The organism is Trichocoleus sp. FACHB-591 (genome assembly GCF_014695845.1).
Lineage (GTDB): Bacteria > Cyanobacteriota > Cyanobacteriia > FACHB-46 > FACHB-46 > Trichocoleus.
Window position 1 is genome coordinate 39,571 of the sequence record NZ_JACJPA010000017.1, and the last position, 20,088, is coordinate 59,658.

Annotated in this window: 14 protein-coding genes; 4 read left to right on the forward strand and 10 right to left on the reverse strand. The window is 49.8% G+C overall.

Annotation, left to right across the window (positions count from 1 at the left end; translation table 11 throughout):
• Positions 1-8: 8 nt before the first annotated feature.
• The 7 genes from H6F90_RS01385 to H6F90_RS01415 all read right to left on the reverse strand — a co-directional run bounded on the left by H6F90_RS01385 (position 9) and on the right by H6F90_RS01415 (position 12,415).
• Positions 9-1,055 (reverse strand): hypothetical protein, encoded by a 1,047-nt coding sequence (locus tag H6F90_RS01385; protein WP_206756143.1) that lies wholly within the window; start codon positions 1,053-1,055, stop codon positions 9-11.
• 66 nt (positions 1,056-1,121) lie between these two features.
• Positions 1,122-3,311 carry a serine/threonine-protein kinase gene (locus H6F90_RS01390; protein ID WP_190549570.1) on the reverse strand — a complete coding sequence of 730 codons (2,190 nt, stop codon included), beginning with the start codon at positions 3,309-3,311 and terminating at the stop codon, positions 1,122-1,124.
• 42 nt (positions 3,312-3,353) lie between these two features.
• Positions 3,354-5,669: a response regulator gene (locus H6F90_RS01395; RefSeq protein ID WP_190549571.1), complete on the reverse strand. Its 2,316-nt coding sequence runs from the start codon at positions 5,667-5,669 to the stop codon at positions 3,354-3,356.
• Positions 5,670-5,671: 2 nt separating this feature from the next.
• Complete coding sequence (locus tag H6F90_RS01400; RefSeq protein WP_190549572.1) at positions 5,672-8,983, reverse strand: response regulator; 3,312 nt, start codon at positions 8,981-8,983, stop codon at positions 5,672-5,674.
• Positions 8,968-9,768 carry an alpha/beta fold hydrolase gene (locus H6F90_RS01405; RefSeq protein ID WP_190549573.1) on the reverse strand — a complete coding sequence of 267 codons (801 nt, stop codon included), beginning with the start codon at positions 9,766-9,768 and terminating at the stop codon, positions 8,968-8,970. The genes H6F90_RS01400 and H6F90_RS01405 overlap by 16 nt, the downstream gene beginning before the upstream one ends.
• A gap of 114 nt (positions 9,769-9,882) precedes the next feature.
• Positions 9,883-10,386: a hypothetical protein gene (locus H6F90_RS01410; RefSeq protein ID WP_190549575.1), complete on the reverse strand. Its 504-nt coding sequence runs from the start codon at positions 10,384-10,386 to the stop codon at positions 9,883-9,885.
• Between the two features lie 475 nt (positions 10,387-10,861).
• Positions 10,862-12,415 (reverse strand): YcjF family protein, encoded by a 1,554-nt coding sequence (locus H6F90_RS01415; protein WP_190549577.1) that lies wholly within the window; start codon positions 12,413-12,415, stop codon positions 10,862-10,864.
• A 275-nt stretch (positions 12,416-12,690) separates the two neighbouring features.
• On the opposite strand from H6F90_RS01415, the gene H6F90_RS01420 reads away from it, so the two are divergent.
• Positions 12,691-13,215: a DUF937 domain-containing protein gene (locus H6F90_RS01420; protein WP_190549579.1), complete on the forward strand. Its 525-nt coding sequence runs from the start codon at positions 12,691-12,693 to the stop codon at positions 13,213-13,215.
• Positions 13,216-13,446: 231 nt separating this feature from the next.
• Here H6F90_RS01420 and H6F90_RS01425 read toward each other — a convergent pair whose 3' ends face one another.
• A complete protein-coding gene (locus tag H6F90_RS01425) occupies positions 13,447-13,722 on the reverse strand; it encodes an RNA-binding protein (protein ID WP_190549581.1) in 276 nt (91 codons plus the stop codon).
• A 651-nt stretch (positions 13,723-14,373) separates the two neighbouring features.
• The gene (locus H6F90_RS01430) at positions 14,374-16,275 is read right to left on the reverse strand and encodes a penicillin-binding protein 1A (protein ID WP_348227743.1); all 1,902 of its coding nucleotides are present in this window, start codon (positions 16,273-16,275) and stop codon (positions 14,374-14,376) included.
• A gap of 395 nt (positions 16,276-16,670) precedes the next feature.
• Here H6F90_RS01430 and tyrS point away from each other — a divergent pair, with 395 nt between their 5' ends.
• From tyrS to H6F90_RS01445, 3 genes are read left to right on the forward strand one after another with little or no spacing between them, the layout of a single operon-like run.
• A complete protein-coding gene (tyrS, locus tag H6F90_RS01435) occupies positions 16,671-17,903 on the forward strand; it encodes a tyrosine--tRNA ligase (RefSeq protein ID WP_190549808.1) in 1,233 nt (410 codons plus the stop codon).
• A 6-nt stretch (positions 17,904-17,909) separates the two neighbouring features.
• Complete coding sequence (pyrF, locus tag H6F90_RS01440; RefSeq protein WP_190549583.1) at positions 17,910-18,659, forward strand: orotidine-5'-phosphate decarboxylase; 750 nt, start codon at positions 17,910-17,912, stop codon at positions 18,657-18,659.
• A 17-nt stretch (positions 18,660-18,676) separates the two neighbouring features.
• On the forward strand, positions 18,677-19,282 hold the full coding sequence (locus H6F90_RS01445; protein ID WP_190549585.1) for a hypothetical protein: 606 nt from the start codon (positions 18,677-18,679) through the stop codon (positions 19,280-19,282).
• Position 19,283: 1 nt separating this feature from the next.
• On the opposite strand, the gene H6F90_RS01450 is transcribed toward H6F90_RS01445, so the two are convergent.
• On the reverse strand, positions 19,284-20,015 hold the full coding sequence (locus tag H6F90_RS01450) for a uracil-DNA glycosylase family protein (RefSeq protein ID WP_190435727.1): 732 nt from the start codon (positions 20,013-20,015) through the stop codon (positions 19,284-19,286).
• Between the last annotated feature and the right edge of the window lie 73 nt (positions 20,016-20,088).

The following is a 20,088-nucleotide window of genomic DNA, read 5'->3' on the forward strand; positions in this document are numbered from 1 at the left end:
TGAAATTGCTATGTAGATGATCCTTCTATTAATGGCTTGTCATAACCATTTTCTTCAGACCACTGACGCAAATGTTCTAATCTTTGCTCGTAAATTGCTGTTTCATGCTCGGATAGTTTATTGCCAGCTATTGATATAGATTGATGCATCATATTAGCCCAGTTATTAAATCCCATAGCCTTAATCAAGGATTTGTCACCCTCAATTAATTGAGTCTGAGCTTCCGCCTCAGATATATCGGGTAAGCTTGTAATCCAGTTGAGCAGATTTTGGACTGTAGAATCTGATGCTGCAATTGATTGAATGATTTGGAAGGCTGCCTGGCCGATAACTTGCTCTAATCGATCTACTTCAAATTCATCAAGCCCCCCGAAAAAAGGTATATTAATACCAAACTTAGCTGAATAATCAAAGCGAATAACCCCAATTGGATATTTAACTAAGTGTAAGGAACATAGTATGTCAACTACCTCTTTATATGCCGAAAACCATGTATCAAAAGCAGTTTTTTCGAAAGTTTGCTTGTTAGACTTGGAAATCCCAAAAGCATTTGAAAACTTATGCCCTTTTGCATGAACATAATCATGAAGATACCCAAGATCAAGCAATCGCTGCTTAATATTATGATGCTGTTGATATGTTAAAAAATTAGGGTGTTGTTCAAGTTTTCGCCAAATGTCACCGAAGCGAGGAGTATTTTCGTCTGATCTAAGCCAAGACTGGATTATCTCATGTCCATCATCATTCAAATTCCAGTACACCGATAAAAGACCCAACTCAAAACTGCCCCGCAGAGAGGTCATTGCTTGTTTATAAAACCCTAGCATGCACAAATTATACGAAACTTGAATTTCTTCCCATGAATCATGCCAAGGGAAAAAATGTCCCGACCATAAATTCTCTGTTGTTGTAGGAATAACTTTGCCGATACTTTTGTAAGCCCATGCTAATTCTGAGAGTTGCTTAGCTATGTCTGATTGTTCTTCAAGATACTGCTTCGACTGCTCATATACTGTCAAGCTCACATCACAAGTGTATGTAAAGGGAAGCATCATAATATATGCCACTGATATTGTTACTAAGAATCTCGCAGTTTGATTTTTTGTATTTTATTTAAATACCTAAGTCCGATTGCCCTCTGTCCCTTGATCATCAGAGTTTTGCTCTTCTGCTGGTGGTTCTAGTTCCTGCCCCTCTGAAGTCCGATCGCTTTCTGCTTTGGGTTCCTTAGGTTTTTGCTCCCGCTCTTGGGCCTCTAATTGCCGCTTAAGTCGATCGCGGGCTTCACTGGCTTCTCGATAATCCGACTTGTACTGCAACGCCCTGTCATAAGCCGCCAAAGCATCTGGGTAGCGTTTTACATTCGTCAGGGCATTGCCCAAGCTGTACCAACTTTCGTAGTGGTCAGGTTTGATTTGGACCGCTTGATCGTAAGACGCGATCGCCTTGTCGTAACGCTTCAAGTTGTAGAGCGCATTGCCGCGGTTGTACCAAGCCAAGTAATCGTTAGGGTTCAGGTCTAAAGCTTTGTCGTAAGCGGCGATCGCCTCGTCGTAGCGTTGCAAGCGATGCAGCGTCCAAGCCCGACTGTAGAAAGCGAGATAGTTGCTGGGCTGGAGCTTCGTCACCTGCTCATAAGACTCCAGCGCCGCCTCATATTGCTGGAGATTGCTCTGCATATTGCCCCGACTGTACCAAGCTTGATAAAAGCGTGGCTGAAATTGCACTGCCTTGTCGTAGGACGCGATCGCCTCTTGATACTTCTGCAAGCTACTCAGCGAATTGCCCCGGTTGTACCAAGCTTGGTGATAATCCGACTTAATTTCGACCGCTTTGTCGTAGGCTTTCACTGCTTCGTCATACTTTTGCAGATTGTGCAGCGCCCAACCCTGCCCATACCAAGCAGGAGCCGAATCTGGTTCCAACGTCACCGCTTGCTTAAAAGCTGCGATCGCTTCATCGTACCGTTTGGCTCCAATCAAGGCTTGGCCTTTACCGTTCCAGACTTCCGGAGCATCAATGTTGAGGGCGATCGCCTGATTAAAAGACTGCAATGCCTCGTTATGTCGTTGCCAAGTGTTCAACAGCAGGCCGCGATCGCTCCAGCTTTCCCAAGACTTCGGATCGATTTGGATGGCGCGATCGTAAGCATCTAGCGCTTTGGGGTACTGCTTGAGCTGAGTCAGCACCTCACCCCGACCGTTCCACGCTTCGGGATAATCTTGGCGGATCTGGATGGCTTTGTCGTAAGCGGTTAAAGCTTCCGGATAGCGTTGCAGTGCGGCCAGGGTTTCTCCCTTCTGGTACAGTTCTGTCGCACTGGAGAAGTTGAAATACCGCACGCCAAAAACTGCCGCGATCGCTCCAATTGTGACTACCACTCCCCCCAGCAAGGCACTTTTTCGCCAAGAACCAAGTTTCGGCAGTTGGGTTCGCAGGAGCGAACGGGGTTTGGGTGCGATCGCCACGGTAGCAGGTGGAGACGTGCTGAGATCCTTGAGGGCCGCTAAAACTTGAGTGGCGGATTGGTAGCGATCGCGAAAGTCATAGCGCACCATCTTATCCAAGATATTTTGCAGCTCAGGACTCACCGTGGCAGACGAGTGCCAAAGCAGCTCTCCGGTGTTGGGGTCTTTGGGTAAGTCTTGAGGCGCTAAACCTGTCAGCGCTTGAATCGTCACCATGCCGAGTGCATACAAATCACTGGTGGGTTGTGGGTTTCCGGTGGCTTGCTCAATTGGCAAATATCCGGGAGTACCGATCGCGACTGTCCGAGGGCTTTGTCTCGCTTGCAAAAGCGTGGTGCTGATTTGCTTTACGGCCCCAAAGTCAATCAAGACTAACCTTTGGTCTTGGTGCCGCCGAACTATATTGCGCGGATTCACATCACGGTGAATCACCTGTTGCTGATGCACAAACTCTAAAGTCTGCAACACATCTTGCAGCAACACGATCGCTTGAGCCTCGCTCCACCGTACACCCGGTTGCAGTTCTTGGCTTAGGTCGTGTCCTTCAATCAGCTCTTGGACTAAATAGAATTCTTGATTTTCCTCAAAGTACGCTAGCAACCTGGGGATTTGATCGTGGTTGCCCAACTGGTGTAGCACTTGCGCTTCGGTGTCGAACAAACGTCTGGCAACTTCTAGCGTTAAAGGATCGCTTGCCTGTGGCTTCAGTTGTTTCACCACACAGCGAGGCTTGTTGGGCAAATACTGGTCTTCTGCTAGGAAGGTGGCTCCAAATCCGCCATTGCTGAGGGCGCTGATGATTTGGTAATGTCCCCCCAGAATTTGCCCAGACACCAAACTCATACGACGCCAGAAACCCGTAAGTTGAAGCGTTGCGATCGCAACTTAAGCCTTGCCATTCAGTATAGTCTGCAAGTTTTTCAATAATTCTTCGGCTGTGTAAGGTTTGGGTAAAAAGGTTTGAACCCCAATACTGTTATTTTCACCCACCTCATAGCCAGAAACCAAACCGCTCACCGCAATGATTTTGACTTCCGGGTCAAGTTTTTGCAGCATCCGAATCGTCATCGGGCCATCCATCGATGGCATCATCATGTCAATCAACACCGCGCTAACTTCTTGTTGGTGCTGAGCGTAGACCGCGATCGCCTCAATTCCATCATTGGCAGTCATGACGCTGTAGCCATAAGCTTCCAAGGAAATCCTGGTGGTTTCTCGAATCGGTTCTTCGTCATCTACCACCAAAATCAATTCGCCATGCCCCTTCGGTAAGTGGTGCTGCACTTCAGCTTGCCGCTCTAAAGTCGTGGCTTTAGCCGGGAGATACACCTTAAAAGCCGTCCCTCTCCCTACTTGGCTATGGACCGTGACAAAACCGCCATGACCTTTAACAATGCCAATCACCGTAGACAGCCCCAGTCCAGTGCCTTTGCCAATCTCCTTCGTAGTAAAGAAGGGTTCAAAGATTTTATCCAAGTTGCTCGGCGAAATTCCCATGCCTGTATCTGCCACTGTCAGCACCACATAAGGGCCAACCTTGGCATCTAAATACATGCGAGCATAGTTCTCATCGATCCATAAGTTCTCGGCTGCCAAGCTGAGCGTGCCACCTTCAGGCATTGCATCACGGGCATTCACACACAAATTCATCAAGACCTGATGCAATTGCGTCGCATCTCCTAAAATCACCCACAGATCTGACGGCAGCAGCTCTGTAGCGATGGTGATAGAACGCGGAAAAGTTTGCTTCACCATCTGCTCAATCTCAACCAACAAATGCTTAATTTGCAGGAGTGTATGTTCTCCTTCTAAGCCTCTAGCAAAGGAGAGTACTTGCTTCACCAAATCAGCACTGCGCCTGGTGTTGGACTCCAAGATTGAGAGTAGGGTGCGGCTTTGTGGGTCTTGCACTTTTTTCTCTAGCAACTGTACCGACATCAAGATCGGCGCTAGAGAGTTGTTCAGGTCATGAGCAATGCCACTCGCCAAAGTACCGACGCTCTCCAGTCGCTGAGAGCGCAGAAACTGAGCTTCTAGTTTTTTTTGCTCTGTGATATCGGTGTTCACCATCAAGATTGATTTTGGCTGGCCGCTCTCGTCCTGCACCAAGGTCCAACGGCTGGCGACCACAATAGCTTTGCCCGTTTTAGTTACCTGATTTAGTGCTCCTTGCCACTCTCGATGCTCTTGCAACCAAGTTAGATCTTGGAGGAAGCGCGGCAGTGCGGCTTGAGGTAAAAACTCATTGACATTTTTTCCAATAACTTCGCTAGCCAACCAGCCGTAGAGGCGCTCTGCTCCTTGGTTCCAAAACACAATTTGGCTATCGAGATCTTGCACCACGATCGCATCGGTTGTGACATTCAGAAGCGCTGCTTGCTCGCGAATTTTCTGTTCGGCTTGCTTGCGCTCGGTGATATCCATCGTGACGCCTAGCATCCGGATAATCTGACCGTTGGCGTCGTAATCTCCTTGACCTTTAGCCGCAACCCAATGAATGCTGTCATCAGGCCATTTCACCCGTAACTCAATATCTAGGCTAGTACCAGAGGCGATCGCTGCCTCAGTTGCTTGGTTCACAACCGCAGCATCCTCCGAATGCACCATTGCTAGCAAATCTTCTGAGCTGCGAGTGAGGACGGTGGGGGCTAGCCCTAGGTTATAGGCTGTGGTGGCCGACATCACCACTTGCCCACTGCTCATGTCCCAATTCCAAGTGCCCATATGGGCCGCTTCTAGCGCTAGCCTGAGCTGATCTTCACTCCGACGGGCACGTTCTGTCTGCTGCCGTAGTTCTGTGGTAGTGCGGTTCGTTTCTAACAGTCTTCGCACCCGTTGCCGCAACACTGCCCAATGGATCGGCTTGGTGACATAATCCGTGGCTCCAGCGACAAAGGCTTGATCCACCGAAGCAGGGTCATCTAAGCAGGTAATCATCAAAACAGGGACGCGATCGCCCCCTGGCAATGTGCGGAGTTGGGCACAGCAAGCAAAGCCATCCATAATAGGCATCAAGGCATCCATGAGAATAATGTCTGGATGCACTTGCTGGTAAAGCGTCAGTCCTTCTTTTCCATCTTTCGCTTCTACAACCTGGTAGCCCTCTTGCTTAATCGCTTGAGCCAACAGAAGGCGCATCGAGCGGTCATCGTCGATCAACAAGACGAGGGGAGAATCAGAGAAGGGGAACACACTGGTCATCGTTAACAAGTTTGCAGTTCTAGGTTCAAAGTCGCTTTAACTCGTTCGTATTCAGCCTCTAGATGCCGCAATTGAGGCAAGCTGACTTGCCAGTCTGTTGCCATCATACCTGTACGCCCTATCACCTCTAATTCTTGGCACAACTGAGCCAGAGTCACAGCTCCTAAGGTGGCGCTGCAACCTTTTAAGCTATGAGCGGCATATCGCAGCGCTGCGGCATCTTGTTGCTGTACAGCCGCTTGGATTTGGGCGATCATTTTGGGGGCATCTTCCAGATAGTTATGAATCACCACGGCCAGCATTTCAGCCGCATTTTCACCTAACATTTCTTGCAGCGCTGCGATCGCCTTGGCATCTAATGCGCCCTTGGTATCCCATTCGGTAGGCGTAGCCGTCATTGGGGTCAGGGCTAGTTCTGTACCTGGATTCAAGGGTTGATCCGGTAAAACCACAGCTTGATTCACTCCTGCTAGCGCTGATTCTGAAGCTTGCCAGCCTTGCCTGAGTAATTCCGCTAGCGCTGCCAGTCGGATGGGTTTGACTAAGTAGTCGCTCATGCCCGCCGCTAAGCAGGCTTCGCGATCGCCCTGCATGGCATTGGCAGTCATGGCAATAATGCGGGGGCGGGTGGCAGGCGACCAATTTTGGCAGATATAACGAGTTGCCGTTAGGCCATCCATTTCTGGCATCTGCACATCCATCAAGATCACGTCGTAACTGCGTTGTTGCAGTGCCGCGATCGCCTCTCGCCCATTGTTGACGACATCGATTTCATATCCCCACTGCTTGAGTCCACTCAGAATCACCTTCTGGTTTACCCGATTGTCTTCAGCCATCAGAATCCGCAGGGGAAGATGAGGCACTTGAGGGGAGAGAGGTGGCGAGACAGGCTGGTGATTAGTTTTGGCTGAACCTTGATTTAGCACCTGCAACAAAGCTCGTCCAAGCTGCGACTGCTTCACAGGTTTATTGACTAGAGCTACTCTGTCTTTGATTAGGGCAACTTTGCTGGGGTCTAGACTGCCCAAGGTCGTCAACAGCACCATAGGTAAAGTTTGAAACTGAGGCAGTTGTCGTAATTCCTGCGCAAATGCCAGACCATCCTTCTCCGGCATTTGCACATCAATCACGGCCAGATCAAACTCTTCTCCCTGGTGCAGCCACGCCAGCGCCTCAGCTCCAGAGGCAGCCGTACGACAATCCATTCCCCAAAATTGCATGTGCCCCGTTAAAGCCTGACGACTCGCGGCATTGTCATCTACGATCAGCGATCGCTTACCCGACAACAGAGAGAACTGCTTCAGATAAGTTTCAGAAGGAGAGCCGACCAAATCCGCTGTTGTGGCTGTTGCGATCAGCGTGAAGTAAAAGGTAGAGCCTTGGTTAACGGTGCTCTCGACCCACATGCGACCACCCATCATGTCGCTGAGTTGCTTGCCAATTGATAGACCCAACCCGGTACCGCCATACTGTCGAGTTGTCGAAGCATCCACCTGGCTAAACGACTTAAACAAGCGATCGCGGCGGTCTGTAGGAATCCCGATGCCTGTATCCTTAACCACAAACTGGATTTCATAAGTTTGGCTAGCAGAACTTATTGCCAGAGGGCGAGCCTGTACCGAAACCACCACTTCTCCTGACTCGGTAAACTTGACGGCATTACCTAATAGGTTCACCAAGATTTGGCGCAATCGGGTGGCATCTCCCACGATCCATTTTGGTGTTGTCGGCTCAATCCAACAGACCAGTTCAATGGCTTTTTCAGCAGCTTTAGGAGCCAGCAAATCTAGAGATGCTTCTACACAATTGCGTAGCTCCAACGGAGCCAACTCTAGCTCTAGCTTGCCAGATTCAATTTTAGAGAAGTCCAAAATGTCATTAATAATCGTTAGCAGGCTGTCCCCACTACTACGAATCGTGGCGGTTAAATCCTGTTGATATGAGTCAAGGTCAGTCGCTAACAGTAAATCTGTGAACCCAATCACCGCATTCATGGGTGTCCGGATTTCGTGGCTCATATTAGCCAGGAATTCACTTTTAGCTTGGGTAGCCGCTTCTGCCACTACTTTTGCTTGAGCTAGCGCCTGATTTGCGCGTGAGAGTTCTTCAGTCTGCTCCAAAAGCTGACGCTGGGCAAAGTAGCGCTCTGTAATGTCATCGATCACCCAGAGCCGTCCCGGTACGTTGCGGACCTGAGTCATGGTGCTAGAAAAGCTCAACACTTTGGGCTGAGGCTGACTATAGATCCAGTTCCAATTACGAATCTCTGGGCGTGGTTGCGAGAAAAACTGTGCTGCTTGAGTCGCAATTTCAGCTTGGTTGTCGGCGCTAGACCTTAACTGCGCCATTGCAGCGGCCAGAAGCGGCGGATCGATCGCCCCTGGACCTAAGTTAAGGTGGGTCGCAGCCGCTAAGTTAACCCAGCCCTGCTCACCACTTTCATCCACAAACACCACACCTTGATGGATAGTTTCGAGGATGGCTTCAAACCGAGCTTGCAGTTTATCGAGATTCAAGGTGATGTCATTGAACTGCAACAGAGTGCGTAATTCTCCAATTACAGATTCAATCAACTGCCGCATGTGAACTGGAATGGCGATTCGACGCTGCCAGATCAGTAAAATGGCCCCCTGAAAACCCCCAGGATGTTGCAAGGGCAAAATAGCGACAGACTGGGCACCTTGAGCAAGTAAAACGTGGGAGGCTTCTGGCGTAGAATCATAATCTGTGTAATAAAGGCAGCGATTTTGGGCGATCGCACTGGCAAATAAACTAGGTGTGGTCAAGGCGTTAGGTAGAGCCGTTTCTGGTAAACAGACCAATGCCTCTGCTGTCACCTCATCCAACTGACGCAAAGCGATCGCCGCATCGGAAACCGTCACCTCTTGCAGAGACACCAACACCCGCCTCAACAAAGCGTCAGGTGTCGCTAAAGTCTCTACTTCGGTGAGTTTGGCTAGTAGCGCTTGTGAAGCCAGCCGCCACTCAATCTTTTGGCAAAATCGCCGCAACCCTACGATCAAGGCGGCAGAAATACCCCAAGCGATCGCCTGCCAAATAATGGGTTCTGGCCCCAAGACAACCGCCAACCCCATTCCTGCACCTAGCAGCAACATCAGCGGTAGCGGTGGCAGTGGCAAGAGGAGCCCTAACCCTAAAACTAATCCCACCCACAAATCAGATGCGTCCCCCAATACAACTAACCCGCCGCAGCCGCTCATCGCCAGCATCAGCAGAACAGGCCGAAAAGTAGGCAACCAGTCAGGATGACGTAGAGACAACTGCAACCAGGAAGTTGTTAAGTAGCCAAACATGCAGCGATCGCTTGGGTAACTGTCTCTGGAGCACTGAGATGAGGCAAGTGCCCTTCAGCGGCAATGGGGACGAGCCGACCAGAGGGGATATGATCTGCCAAATACTGCCCCACCTGGGGTGGCACCGCAATATCATTATTCGATTGTAAAATCACAGTCGGGATGTTGAGCCGCCCTAACTCAGCTCGGTGGTCCGACTGAAAGATCACGCGAGCCACCGCTTGGGCAATATCAGGCCGAATCTGCGCCAAAGTCTTGGCAAATTCCAGAGCTAGCTCTGGTTTATCCGGATTACCCATCACAATGGGCGCAAAACCACTCGCCCAAGCATAGTAGTTAGAGGCCATCGCGGCATAAAGTGCATCTAAATCAGCTTGCTCAAACCCACCGAAATAACCTGCATCATTGAGATAGCGAGGAGAAGCACTAATGAAAATCAGTTGGCTGAAGCGATCAGGCTCTACTAAAGCTGCCAGCAAACTAGCCATCCCACTGACTGAGTGAGCCACCAAAACCGCTTGCTTAAGCTTTAGCTCAGCACATAAATCTAATAAATCTTCTGCATAACTATAGAGGCTGCTGTAGCGACGTGGGCTGTAAGCCGAGAAATCGGATTGACCCGCTCCTACATGATCAAACAAAACAATCCGAAAATTGGGGGCAAAGGCAGCGACTTGATGCCGCCAAGCACTTTGGTCGGAGCCAAAACCATGGGCAAAAATGATGGCTTGTTTGCCATCGCCCAACTGATTAACGTTGTTTCGCTTTAGCACGCTCGCTGCCATGAGTCGGTATCCTTAGAACCATCCTCATCTTACAAACTAAAACGAAATTGGCTTTTCAGCTCACCTGGCGTGACTTTCTTAGCTTCTCTAACATTTAGCGATCGCGATCGCTGCTTACACCCGTTCTGGTACCGCTTGGCAACTACCTGTAAGGCGTTGGTACTCTTTAGTTGCCACCTGATATGCCTTGTCGCTTTCGGCCTTGACTCGCCAGATAGCAAAAATAATTTGGCTTTGACTCAATCCTAAAGCTTGCAGGTGGTGGATACGATACCGGAGTTCCAAATCCCTTTGGTAGGCATCATGCAACAACGTCACTGTGCCCTCTGGATCGACAAAATATTCTTCAGCTAGAAGCTTAAAGTGATTCCCATCGTGAATCATGCCGTGAATTAAAGCCTTCACACTTAAATAAGTGCGATAAGCTGAGCCGTTGCCGCCTCGATTGCCAAACAAATAAACTCGTTCTTCAATTTCTCGCAGCTTTTTCTGAGCTAAGGTAATTTTTTGAATTTGTTGTTTAACTGACCTCGGGTTAGCCGGAAGCTGCAACTGAATACTGGGTTTAATTTGGTCAATCTCTTCAATAATTTGCCGAAACACACTACTGGTATTCATTGATACTTAGTATTTAATTCTACGGATAGAGATACCCACCTTTCAATTTTTAATAGAGATGGGGAGATTGGCTAAAAATTAATCGTAAAGACACGATGAAAGAATAATGAACTTTACAAATCTGTCTTTAAAGATACAAACACTAGGAAACCGATTACAGGAATCGTAAATTTTTATACAAGGAATTAATTTTCAACCCACGCCATCGGGCTCAAAATCACCACTTGTGTGCCCCCAGTCGCTTTCTCTAAACCAACTCACGCTGGAAATCACACATTTCTAGCGTCCAGCTAGGGTACGCCTATGGCAGAGTGGAAGAGTAAGAATAATCAGATGCAGTTTTAGGTACGGGTAAGAGGCATGGACCGCTCTAAGTTTGTCGCTATCATCACCGGCGTAATTGCTGTCGTGCTCAGCATTGCTTACTTGCTGGTGGTGCAATTTTTAGACTTTCGCGGGGAGATGATTCCAGCCCCTATCGACGATCTTTCGGTTCTACCTCTAGCGGCTCCCCTGCTGTGGCATTTTCTGTCAGGGGTCTAACCACACGAGCGATCGCTTCTTGAATAAACGCTTTGACAAACTCATCACGGCGGTTGAGCTGAAATTGCCGCTGCACCACTTCCGTCATGCCGCCGTCTCCCCAATTCTGATCATGGCGAAAGTATTCAATAAAGCTTTTGCCTGCAATCCGCGTTAGGTAAGCAGCACTAACTCCCTGAATCGCTTTCCCAACTAGAAACGTGGCTACATTCAATCGCAAAGCAGTTGAAATCAGATCGATCGCGCCTTTGACAATGCCTAGGCTAGCCAGGGTTTTCGCTAGGGAAAGGGCCAGTTCCTTGCCCCGATCGGCATTAATGTCGCAGCCATACACCTGACCAATCTCCACCACCATCTGGGCATTCACGGCCGCAGTAGCCAGCAAATCGATCACGGGCAATGGGGTTACCGCAATCACCCCTGCTCCAATCCATTGAAACCGCTCCACAATCTTATCGGCTTCGCGACGACGTTCAGTGTCAATTAGCGTCCGAGCTTCGTCACCCAAGCGCTGAGATTGCAGCAGGATATTGTCAGCTACTAAGTCTTCGCCCTCAGCCCGTAACACCGCCGCCATCCGCTTGAGCAACGGCATAATCTCTGGTTCTGGTTGTAACCAGTCGCCACTTTCGAGCCGCACGGTTTGAGGCTGAGCCGCTACCGCCACAATATCGGCAGCTGCTACGAGATCTCGCAGGCGATCGCGCAAACGGGCCAAAATGGTTTCTCGGTCTGGATCGGGATACAAATCAGTTTTGTTCAGAACCACCAGCGATCGCTTCCCAATCTCGGCCAATCGCCGCAATGGTTCGTATTCAGACTGTCGCAGGTCGTTATCGAGAATAAAGAGTAGCAAATCAGCTTCAGTAGCTAATTGGCGGGCTCTCTGTTCACGCTCAGTTCCCGCTACTCCCGCTTCTAGAATGCCTGGAGTGTCAGTTACCCAGATTTCTCGATTCAATTTTTTCAGCTTTAGGTGATAGGTTGCTCCCACATCCGTCGTTCCCATCGGGGCTCCGACTTGCCCGACAACTCGACCAATCAAGGCATTCACAATCGAAGTTTTGCCTGCCGATCCTGTACCAAACACCACGACTCGCAGTTCTCGCCGGGAGAGATTTTGCTCAATGGTACGAGAACGGTTGATCAAGGCTTGACGCGCTACCTCATCCTGAATTTGCGCCACTTGCTGCCGCACCGCTCGTAAGTTTTTTTCGGCTACATCGGCTTTGGCGGTTGGCAGCTTGGGTTGGGGTCGGCGAGCTTGGCGCTTTTGCAGTTGTGGCAATACGAGCAAGTAGTAAACAAACGCAGCCACCAGCACCCCTAGCAGCACAATCAGCAGTAGGAGCAGTAGATTGGCTAGGAGAGGGGCGGTAAACGCGATCGTGTAGTAGAGCCGAGAGAGCGAATCAATCAGCCACAACATCAGCCCCAGCAATAAGGTGAGGCCGACAATCAGTATGATCAGGCGCGACGAAGGCATGAACTCAGCCTAACCTTGCTTGATGGCACGAACTCAAACGGCGATCGCTCAGCAAATATGGCAACTGGCATGGCTACTGGCAGGCCGATGCTTTTCATTCTAATCGTCTCTAGTCGTGAGATTGACAACCTCTGCTAATAGCTAGACGCGAAGTTATTCCGGAGCAGGCAAAATTTTAGACGAATGAGTGAACGGTCGCTTTGTTATGGAAGCGACAGGCAAGAAGGCTAAGACCTTTGGGACTCAAGTAGTAGTTCAGTAAACAAGGAAAAACTATGGGACTTTTTGACCAAATCGTCAGCGCCATCGATAACCCAAACCAACAAGCTAATCATGGTCAACTAGGCGGCATTGTCAATGTCGTTCAGCAACTGAGCCAAAGTTCTGGCTCGAATCCGGCGGTGATGCAATCAGTTTTGTCTATTGTGGGCAACCATGTCCGCTCAGCGTTGCAGGAGAAACAAGCGATCGCAGGTCCAGAGCAAGCTCAAGCGATCGTCAATCAATTCGGCGGCACCCAGGCAAATCCCCAAGCAGTGCAGAGTTTGTTTACACCAGGACAGCAGCAGCAAGTCACTCAAGAAACAGCTCAACAAACTGGTCTGAACGCTCAGACCATTCAAGCGATGCTGCCAATTTTAGTTCCTATTGTCTTAAATCTTTTGGGGAGTGGCACCAATACTCAGAACCCACAAAATTTAAATCCCGTGCTGGGTTCCTTTTTAGACACCAACCGGAGTGGCGGGGTTGATGTGGGAGATGTCGTTAACCTGGCGAGCCAATTTCTCGGCCATCGGTAATTAGCCGCCTTAATTGACCAACAGAGCAAAACTTAGGGTAGGACCTTTGAACCCTAATCCTTGGCTCTTTAGTTCACTTAATTCTTTGTGCCCCAAGAGCCTTAATTAGACAAACTCAAGGGCACAAAGAAAAATTATTTGCGAAGCGCTACATCACGTCGACCACCTAACTGAGTCAACTCAATTTAGGCATTGCAGTCGATTGCTAAATTGGTCTGTAACTGTAGCGACTTAGTAGCGATTTCTGGAGGCAGCACCACTACTTTCCCGTGGCTTAGCTTTGTTGACTTTTAGCTCTCGACCTAACCACTCTGCTCCATCAAGCTCAGCGATCGCAGCGTCTTCCTTTGCGTCATCTTCCATTTCGACAAACGCAAAACCCCGTTTTCTTCCTGTCTCACGGTCTGTAGGGAGGCTAACTCGGCTGACTTTGCCGTATTCCGCAAAGATCTCCTTTAGATCCTCTTCAGTAGCCTGAAAAGCCAGGTTGCCAACGTAAATAGTCACAATTCTCTCCAAACCAAACGAACTCAATAGCCTGCTAGTTCTTATTAGGCCAGAGTAATAGTTCAAAAACTACATTCTCGTTCTAATACTGAAGCTAGCTTCGGTAGCGATCATATCCGATCTCTTTAGAAATGCAGCCTAATGTTAACAATATCTATACAAAAAATTTCTCCTTTACAGAAGTTGCGATAGAGCCGATCTAATAGGATTGATATCAATAGGCTAGAGCTTTTGTGGAGCCAGCTCAGTTAACTTACTCTTAACCAAAAAAGTGGTAATCCCTTCCTCGGAAAAGACCGCTGCAATACTTAAAGCATGGTTCTGCTGCACCTAATTTAAGAACTCACAATTTCAATCTAAAAGTATCGAGGAATACTCCTGACGCTAATAAGAATTGCTATTATTACGCGCTTTAAACTCATCGAACTTGAAGCATCAACAATTCAGGCGGCCTAGTACTTCGCTTGCTCAAGCATGAGGCATTGCTTCAAGAATCGCAGTCGATAAAAGCACAGCAAGCTAAGGGAGAAGTCAGCGATCGCCCTAATAGTTATGCTGCTTTTGGGCGATCGCTGTGTTCTACTTTCCCCGACGCTGCGTTATACTGGCTGGCCTCTGAGCGCGGCTACTCTGAGGTGCTCTATAGGCTGCTTAAGGCCGCTCAAAGTCCGAAGCGGGGCGGAAACTCTGTGCGGGTACGCCTCGAAGCGCTTGTTCCATGAAATCGCGCCAGATCGGAGCGACTAGAGTTCCCCCTGTAGCTCCATATCCGAGCGGAGCATAGTTATCATTTCCTACCCAAACGGCTACCGAAAGCTGCGGTACATAGCCAACAAACCAAATATCCCGCTCGGAAGAAGTCGTGCCTGTCTTACCAGCAGCAGGGCGATCGAGGCGGGCTGAGGTAGCCGTTCCTCGCTCAATCACTCCTTGCAACACACTATTCAGCGAAGCTGAGGCCCAAGGGTCGAGTACAAGCTGAGGCTTAGGCGTATTGTCTAGAAGTAGATTGCCACTGCTATCCGTAACCTGAGCAATAAAGGTAGTCTCGGAGTGCCAGCCATTATTAGCAAAGGTGGCATAAGAGCCCGCCATTTCTAGAGGTGTCAAATCAACTGCACCGAGAGGCAAAGAAATTACGGGTTCCATTGGGCTTTTGATGCCCAATGTCCGACAAATTTCAATCACCTTATTCAGGCCAATTTCTTGCCCCAGCTTCACTGCTGGAATATTTCGTGACATTTCTAGCGCCCGACGCAGGCTCATCGCCCCGGCAAAGGTGCCATCGTAGTTCTGAGGCGAATAGTATTCGTAGCCATCTGGATAGCTCACAGGCGAGTCATAAACAGTCGAGTCAGCACCATATTTACCAGAGGCCAAGGCAGCATAGTAAACAAATGGTTTGAACGCGGAACCAGGCTGTCTCAGGGCTTGCACAGCCCGATTGTACTGGCTCTGTTTGTAATCGACCCCACCCACCATCGCCTTGACAAAGTGAGTCCTGGGGTCAACAGCAACCAGTGCCATCTGATCGGCCATGTAGGAGAGACGATAGTGACCCCGGCTTACGGTATCCTCAGCAATCCGCTGGAGCTTGGTATCAATCGTCGTCTGTACCCGCATCCCGCCCTTGAGGACTGCATCGCGGCCAAAGCGTTTAGTTAGCTCCTGTACCACAGCCTCAGTTACATAGGGCATATTGCTGGCTTGGAAAGAAGTTATTTGCCCTAATTTCAGCGGTTGTTTACGAGCCGCAGCTTCTTCTTGGGGGGTGATCCATTGCAGCTCTCGCATGCGACGCAGCACTGTTAGTTGACGCTGCTTAGCCAACTTATAGCTAACAAAGGGACTATAGTTTTCGGGAGCCTGAATTAAACCCGCCATCATGGCGGATTCGGCTAGATTAAGCTCGGAGGCATGTTTGCCAAAATAGCTGGCAGAGGCTGTTTCAATGCCGTAGGTGTTATGCCCCCAATAAACCTGATTCAAGTACATTTCCAGAATCTGGTTTTTGGTCAAAATCTGCTCTAGCCGTAGAGCCAGCACGCCCTCTGCCACTTTCCGGCTAAAAGCCCGCTTAGGCGACAGAAACAAGTTTTTGACCAACTGCATGGTTACGGTGGAGCCCCCCTCCACGGTTCTGCCCTGCTCCAAGTTAGCCATGAAAGCCCGGGTAACCCCGACTGGGTTGATGCCGTGGTGCGAGTAGAAGTGACTATCCTCAATCGCGATTACAGCTCGCTTTAAGTCAGGAGAGATTTTGTCTAGGGGCACCACTTCCCGGTTTGCTTCTCCGTGGATGCTAGAGAGCAGCTTGCCCTTGATGTCATAGACGTGGGTGGTTTCGGTAGGAACATAGCTACGCAGTACCCGCACATCAGGGAGGTTACGGAAGCTAATCGCTAAACCAACTAACCCCCCAGCCAGCACAGAGCTAGATAGCATGGTGATTCCCAGGAGGGTACCTCCTGTCACTTTGGCAACTGCCTGCACAAATTGCAGCATCGGTGCTGGGTTAGCCGGTTTTTTCTGTCCGATGGTGTTAGATGACACGGCGATTTCACTTCCTCAACACAAAAGGCGTTATTTAAGATCAAGCATTCCGAAGCGGGGGCTTCCGGAGAATTTTAACTGCGATCGCAGCTAGGTGAGCGTCTAAAAATCCCGACTTAAATCTGCGGGTTCAACTATCTTAGGTGAGATGATCAAAGCAAATAAGGAATAGATTAACCTCAATCTGGAGATTGAGAAGCGCGAATTGAAATTCAAGATCAAGGTGGAGTCAAGGTAAGTATTTCTGAAATGTTGGCAATATAGTAGTCTGACTGTTGAGGCTTTACCACATAACGACTGGGCACACAGTCTGCCCAAGTTTGCCCAAATCTAAATTTTTCGTATCTCCAGTTATTCCAGTGAGTTTAGCGAACCCCGTTGCCACATTGCAAAGTATGACCTCTCTTGAAGCATCTCGTGTTGAGCAAAGCCTGGCATGGCTAGACCGGGGGACGAGTGAAATATTCCCAAACCGACCCGATAGTGATGATCTAGATGAAAATCTAATCCAACGCTTAGCTCAAGCAGACAGGCCGTTGCGAGTTAAGTTTGGTATCGATCCGACTGGAGCAGAAATTCACTTGGGGCATAGTATTCCCGTGCGCAAGCTCCGGGCTTTTCAAGATGCTGGCCACACTGCTGTTTTAATTATTGGAGATTTCACCGCTCAAATTGGCGATCCGACTGGTAAGTCTGAAGTGCGCCGACAGTTAACGCCAGCAGACGTAGCTCAAAACGCTCAAACCTATCTCGATCAAGTCCGACCGATCCTAGACTTCGACACACCAGGTCGGTTAGAGATTCGCTACAACTCCGAGTGGCTCGCCAATCTTGACTTGTCAAAAATTCTGGAATTGCTCTCAACCATGACGGTGGGGCAGATGCTGGCTAAAGAAGGCTTTGCGGAACGTTACGAGCGAGGCAATCCAATTTATCTGCATGAATTTCTCTATCCCTTGATGCAGGGCTACGACTCGGTAGCAGTGCAAGCAGATGTGGAACTGGGCGGCACTGACCAGAAATTTAATATTGCCGTGGGCCGAGATTTACAACGCCACTTTGGACAAACGCCTCAATTTGGCTTGTTAGTACCGATTTTGATTGGCACCGATGGAACTCAGAAAATGTCGAAGTCTTTAGGCAACTACATTGGCTTGCTCGAAGACCCCTTGACCATGTACTCGAAGCTAGAAAAAGTACCCGATGCACTGTTACCTCAGTACTGCGAGCTACTAACTGCTCGCGCCTTAGATGGGTTGCCCGAAAATCCGCGCGATCGCCAGAAGCTCTTGGCTCTTGATGTTGTCAGCCAGTACCACGGGTCAGAAGCCGCAATTGCCGCTCAAAAAGCTGCCTTAGATTTAATCGGTGGGGGCACTGCTCAAGGTAACGCGGTTCGAGAATTTTCTCTGACAGAAATCCAATTTCCTGCCAAGCTGTTCTACTTAGTTAGCGCCAGCGGTCTCTGCAAAACCAGCTCAGAAGCGCGGCGACAAATTCAAGGCGGAGCTGTAAGGCTGGAGGGCGATCGCGTAGATCAAGCAGACCTCACCTTCAACTCCCCAGAGGAGTTGCACGGACGAGTGTTACAGCTCGGCAAAAAGAACTTTGTCCGTCTCGTACCGTGAGGCCCAATGTCAGTCACAGAAAAGTCAGCCACAGAAAAATCAGTCGCAGAAAAGATTATTGTGCCTCTAGATGTGCCCACCGAGGCAGAAGCGATCGCCTTAGTGGAGCGCTTACCCCAAGTGAGTTTCTGGAAGGTGGGACTAGAGCTATTTGTCAGCAGTGGCCCTAGCATCTTGACTGCCTTGAAAGAGCGGGAGAAACGCATCTTTTTAGACCTAAAGCTGCACGACATCCCCAATACGATGGCGGGAGCATGCCGAGCCGCAGCCAAATATGGCGTAGACTTGCTCACAGTGCATGCCACAGCAGGGAAAACCGCGTTAGAGGCATCTCAGGCTGCGGCTGAAGCAGGAGCGATCGCAGCGGGTCTACCTGCGCCGAAATTGATTGCAGTCACGCTCTTGACCAGCCTTTCATCCCGGATGTTAGCTTTTGAGCTGAAGGTACCTTTAGAGTTGCCAGAATACGCCTTACAAATGGCTTTGTTAGCCAAGGAGAGTGGCTTGGCAGGAGCAGTTTGTTCTCCTCAGGAGGCTGAGCAACTGCGGCAAACTTGTGGTGACAACTTCCTCTTGGTTTGTCCGGGGGTGCGCCCGACTTGGGCAGAAGCAGGGGATCAGAAAAGAGCCATGACCCCAGCCGCAGCTTTACAGGCAGGAGCCAGTTACCTAGTGATTGGTCGTCCGATTACGGCTGCTCCTGACCCAGAAGCCGCCTTTGCCCGAATTTGTGATGAATTGGCAGTTGTGGCCTAGCGTGAGGAGATCCGTAGATGCGGTCATGGAGCGTCGCTAAGTTAGGAATCCTGATTCTTTGCGGGTTGAATTTTCAGCTAGGGGCGATCGCGACTGACAAACCTCCGAGTTTCCCTGTGGAGCAGCGTCCCTCGTCTCCCATTACGCTCCCTGGGCGGGCTGCTTGTCCGAGTGAATTTCAGCCTGTAGTGGCCTTGCTCCTGCGCGATTTACCCGGCTATATGAACCGAGTCCACCAGCGGCTCTTTCGGCGCGATCGCTCTACTGCCTCCGCTCCCTATGTCCTCCTCACCAGCCCACCAGATTTTGAACCCTTAGCTTTAGGGCCTGGGGTTTACGAGTCAGCGTCTTCACCAGAAGCAGAAGGAGTCCACCAGGTCTTCTTCACCACTCTAGAGCGCCAGTACACAGCTGGAAAAATCATTCAGTTGCAAGGTTATCATTGGGTTTTTCTGACCCAAACCGTGAGTGGCTGGCGATTAGCCATGATGTTTTCTCAATTTGGTCCCTATCCTGCCGCTCGTCCGCCTTCCCCCCCAGAAAATAGCACTCAAGGAGTCACAGGCCAAGCAATCCGCACTTGGCTGCGAGACTGCCGTGCCGGGCGAATTCGGCCTCTTTAACCTAATCTCCCGACTGTGGATTAATCGGCGCAGAAGTACCTCTAATCTCATCCAGCTTCGTCCGCACCACTTGGATATCCTGCCACATTTGCCACTTCGGGCTTCCCGGTTCCCGCGATGGATTGCGCAATAGATAAGCCGGGTGCAAAATCGGCATACAAAGATGGCCTTCCCACTCTAGCCATTGACCGCGAATCTTAGTGATGCCGCGTTTATCCCCTGTGACCCCCCGCACCGCTGTAGCACCCGTCAACAAAATAATTTTGGGATCTACCATCCGGATTTGCTCCATCAGGTAAGGGCGACAAGCTTCTGTTTCATCCGGTGTTGGAGTGCGGTTGCCAGGAGGACGACACTTGACCATGTTGCAAATGTAGACATCTGCCTCTGTGGTCAAGCGCACCGATTCTAAAATCTTTTCTAGAAGTTGTCCAGCCCGCCCGACAAAAGGCAAACCTGTTTCATCCTCATTTTGTCCGGGGCCTTCACCAATGATCATGATGGGCGCTTGCAGATTTCCTCGCCCCACCACTGCATGGGTACGGCTAGCACCTAAATCGCAGCGTTGGCACTGGTTGCAATGGACAGCCATTTGCTCCATCGCGCTGTAGGTGCCCGCTGGAATAGGTACCTTCGCACTCGTGGGAATCAAGTCTGGGTCAAAGTCCGCAGGTGCAGGAGATGCGGGAAGACCTGAAACATCAAAAAGGCTAATTTGTTCTTCGCTGGACATGAATCTTGACGGCAGATGTATCAGAATTTTCCTATCCCAAAGTATCAGGATGGAAAAAATTTGTAAGCAAACT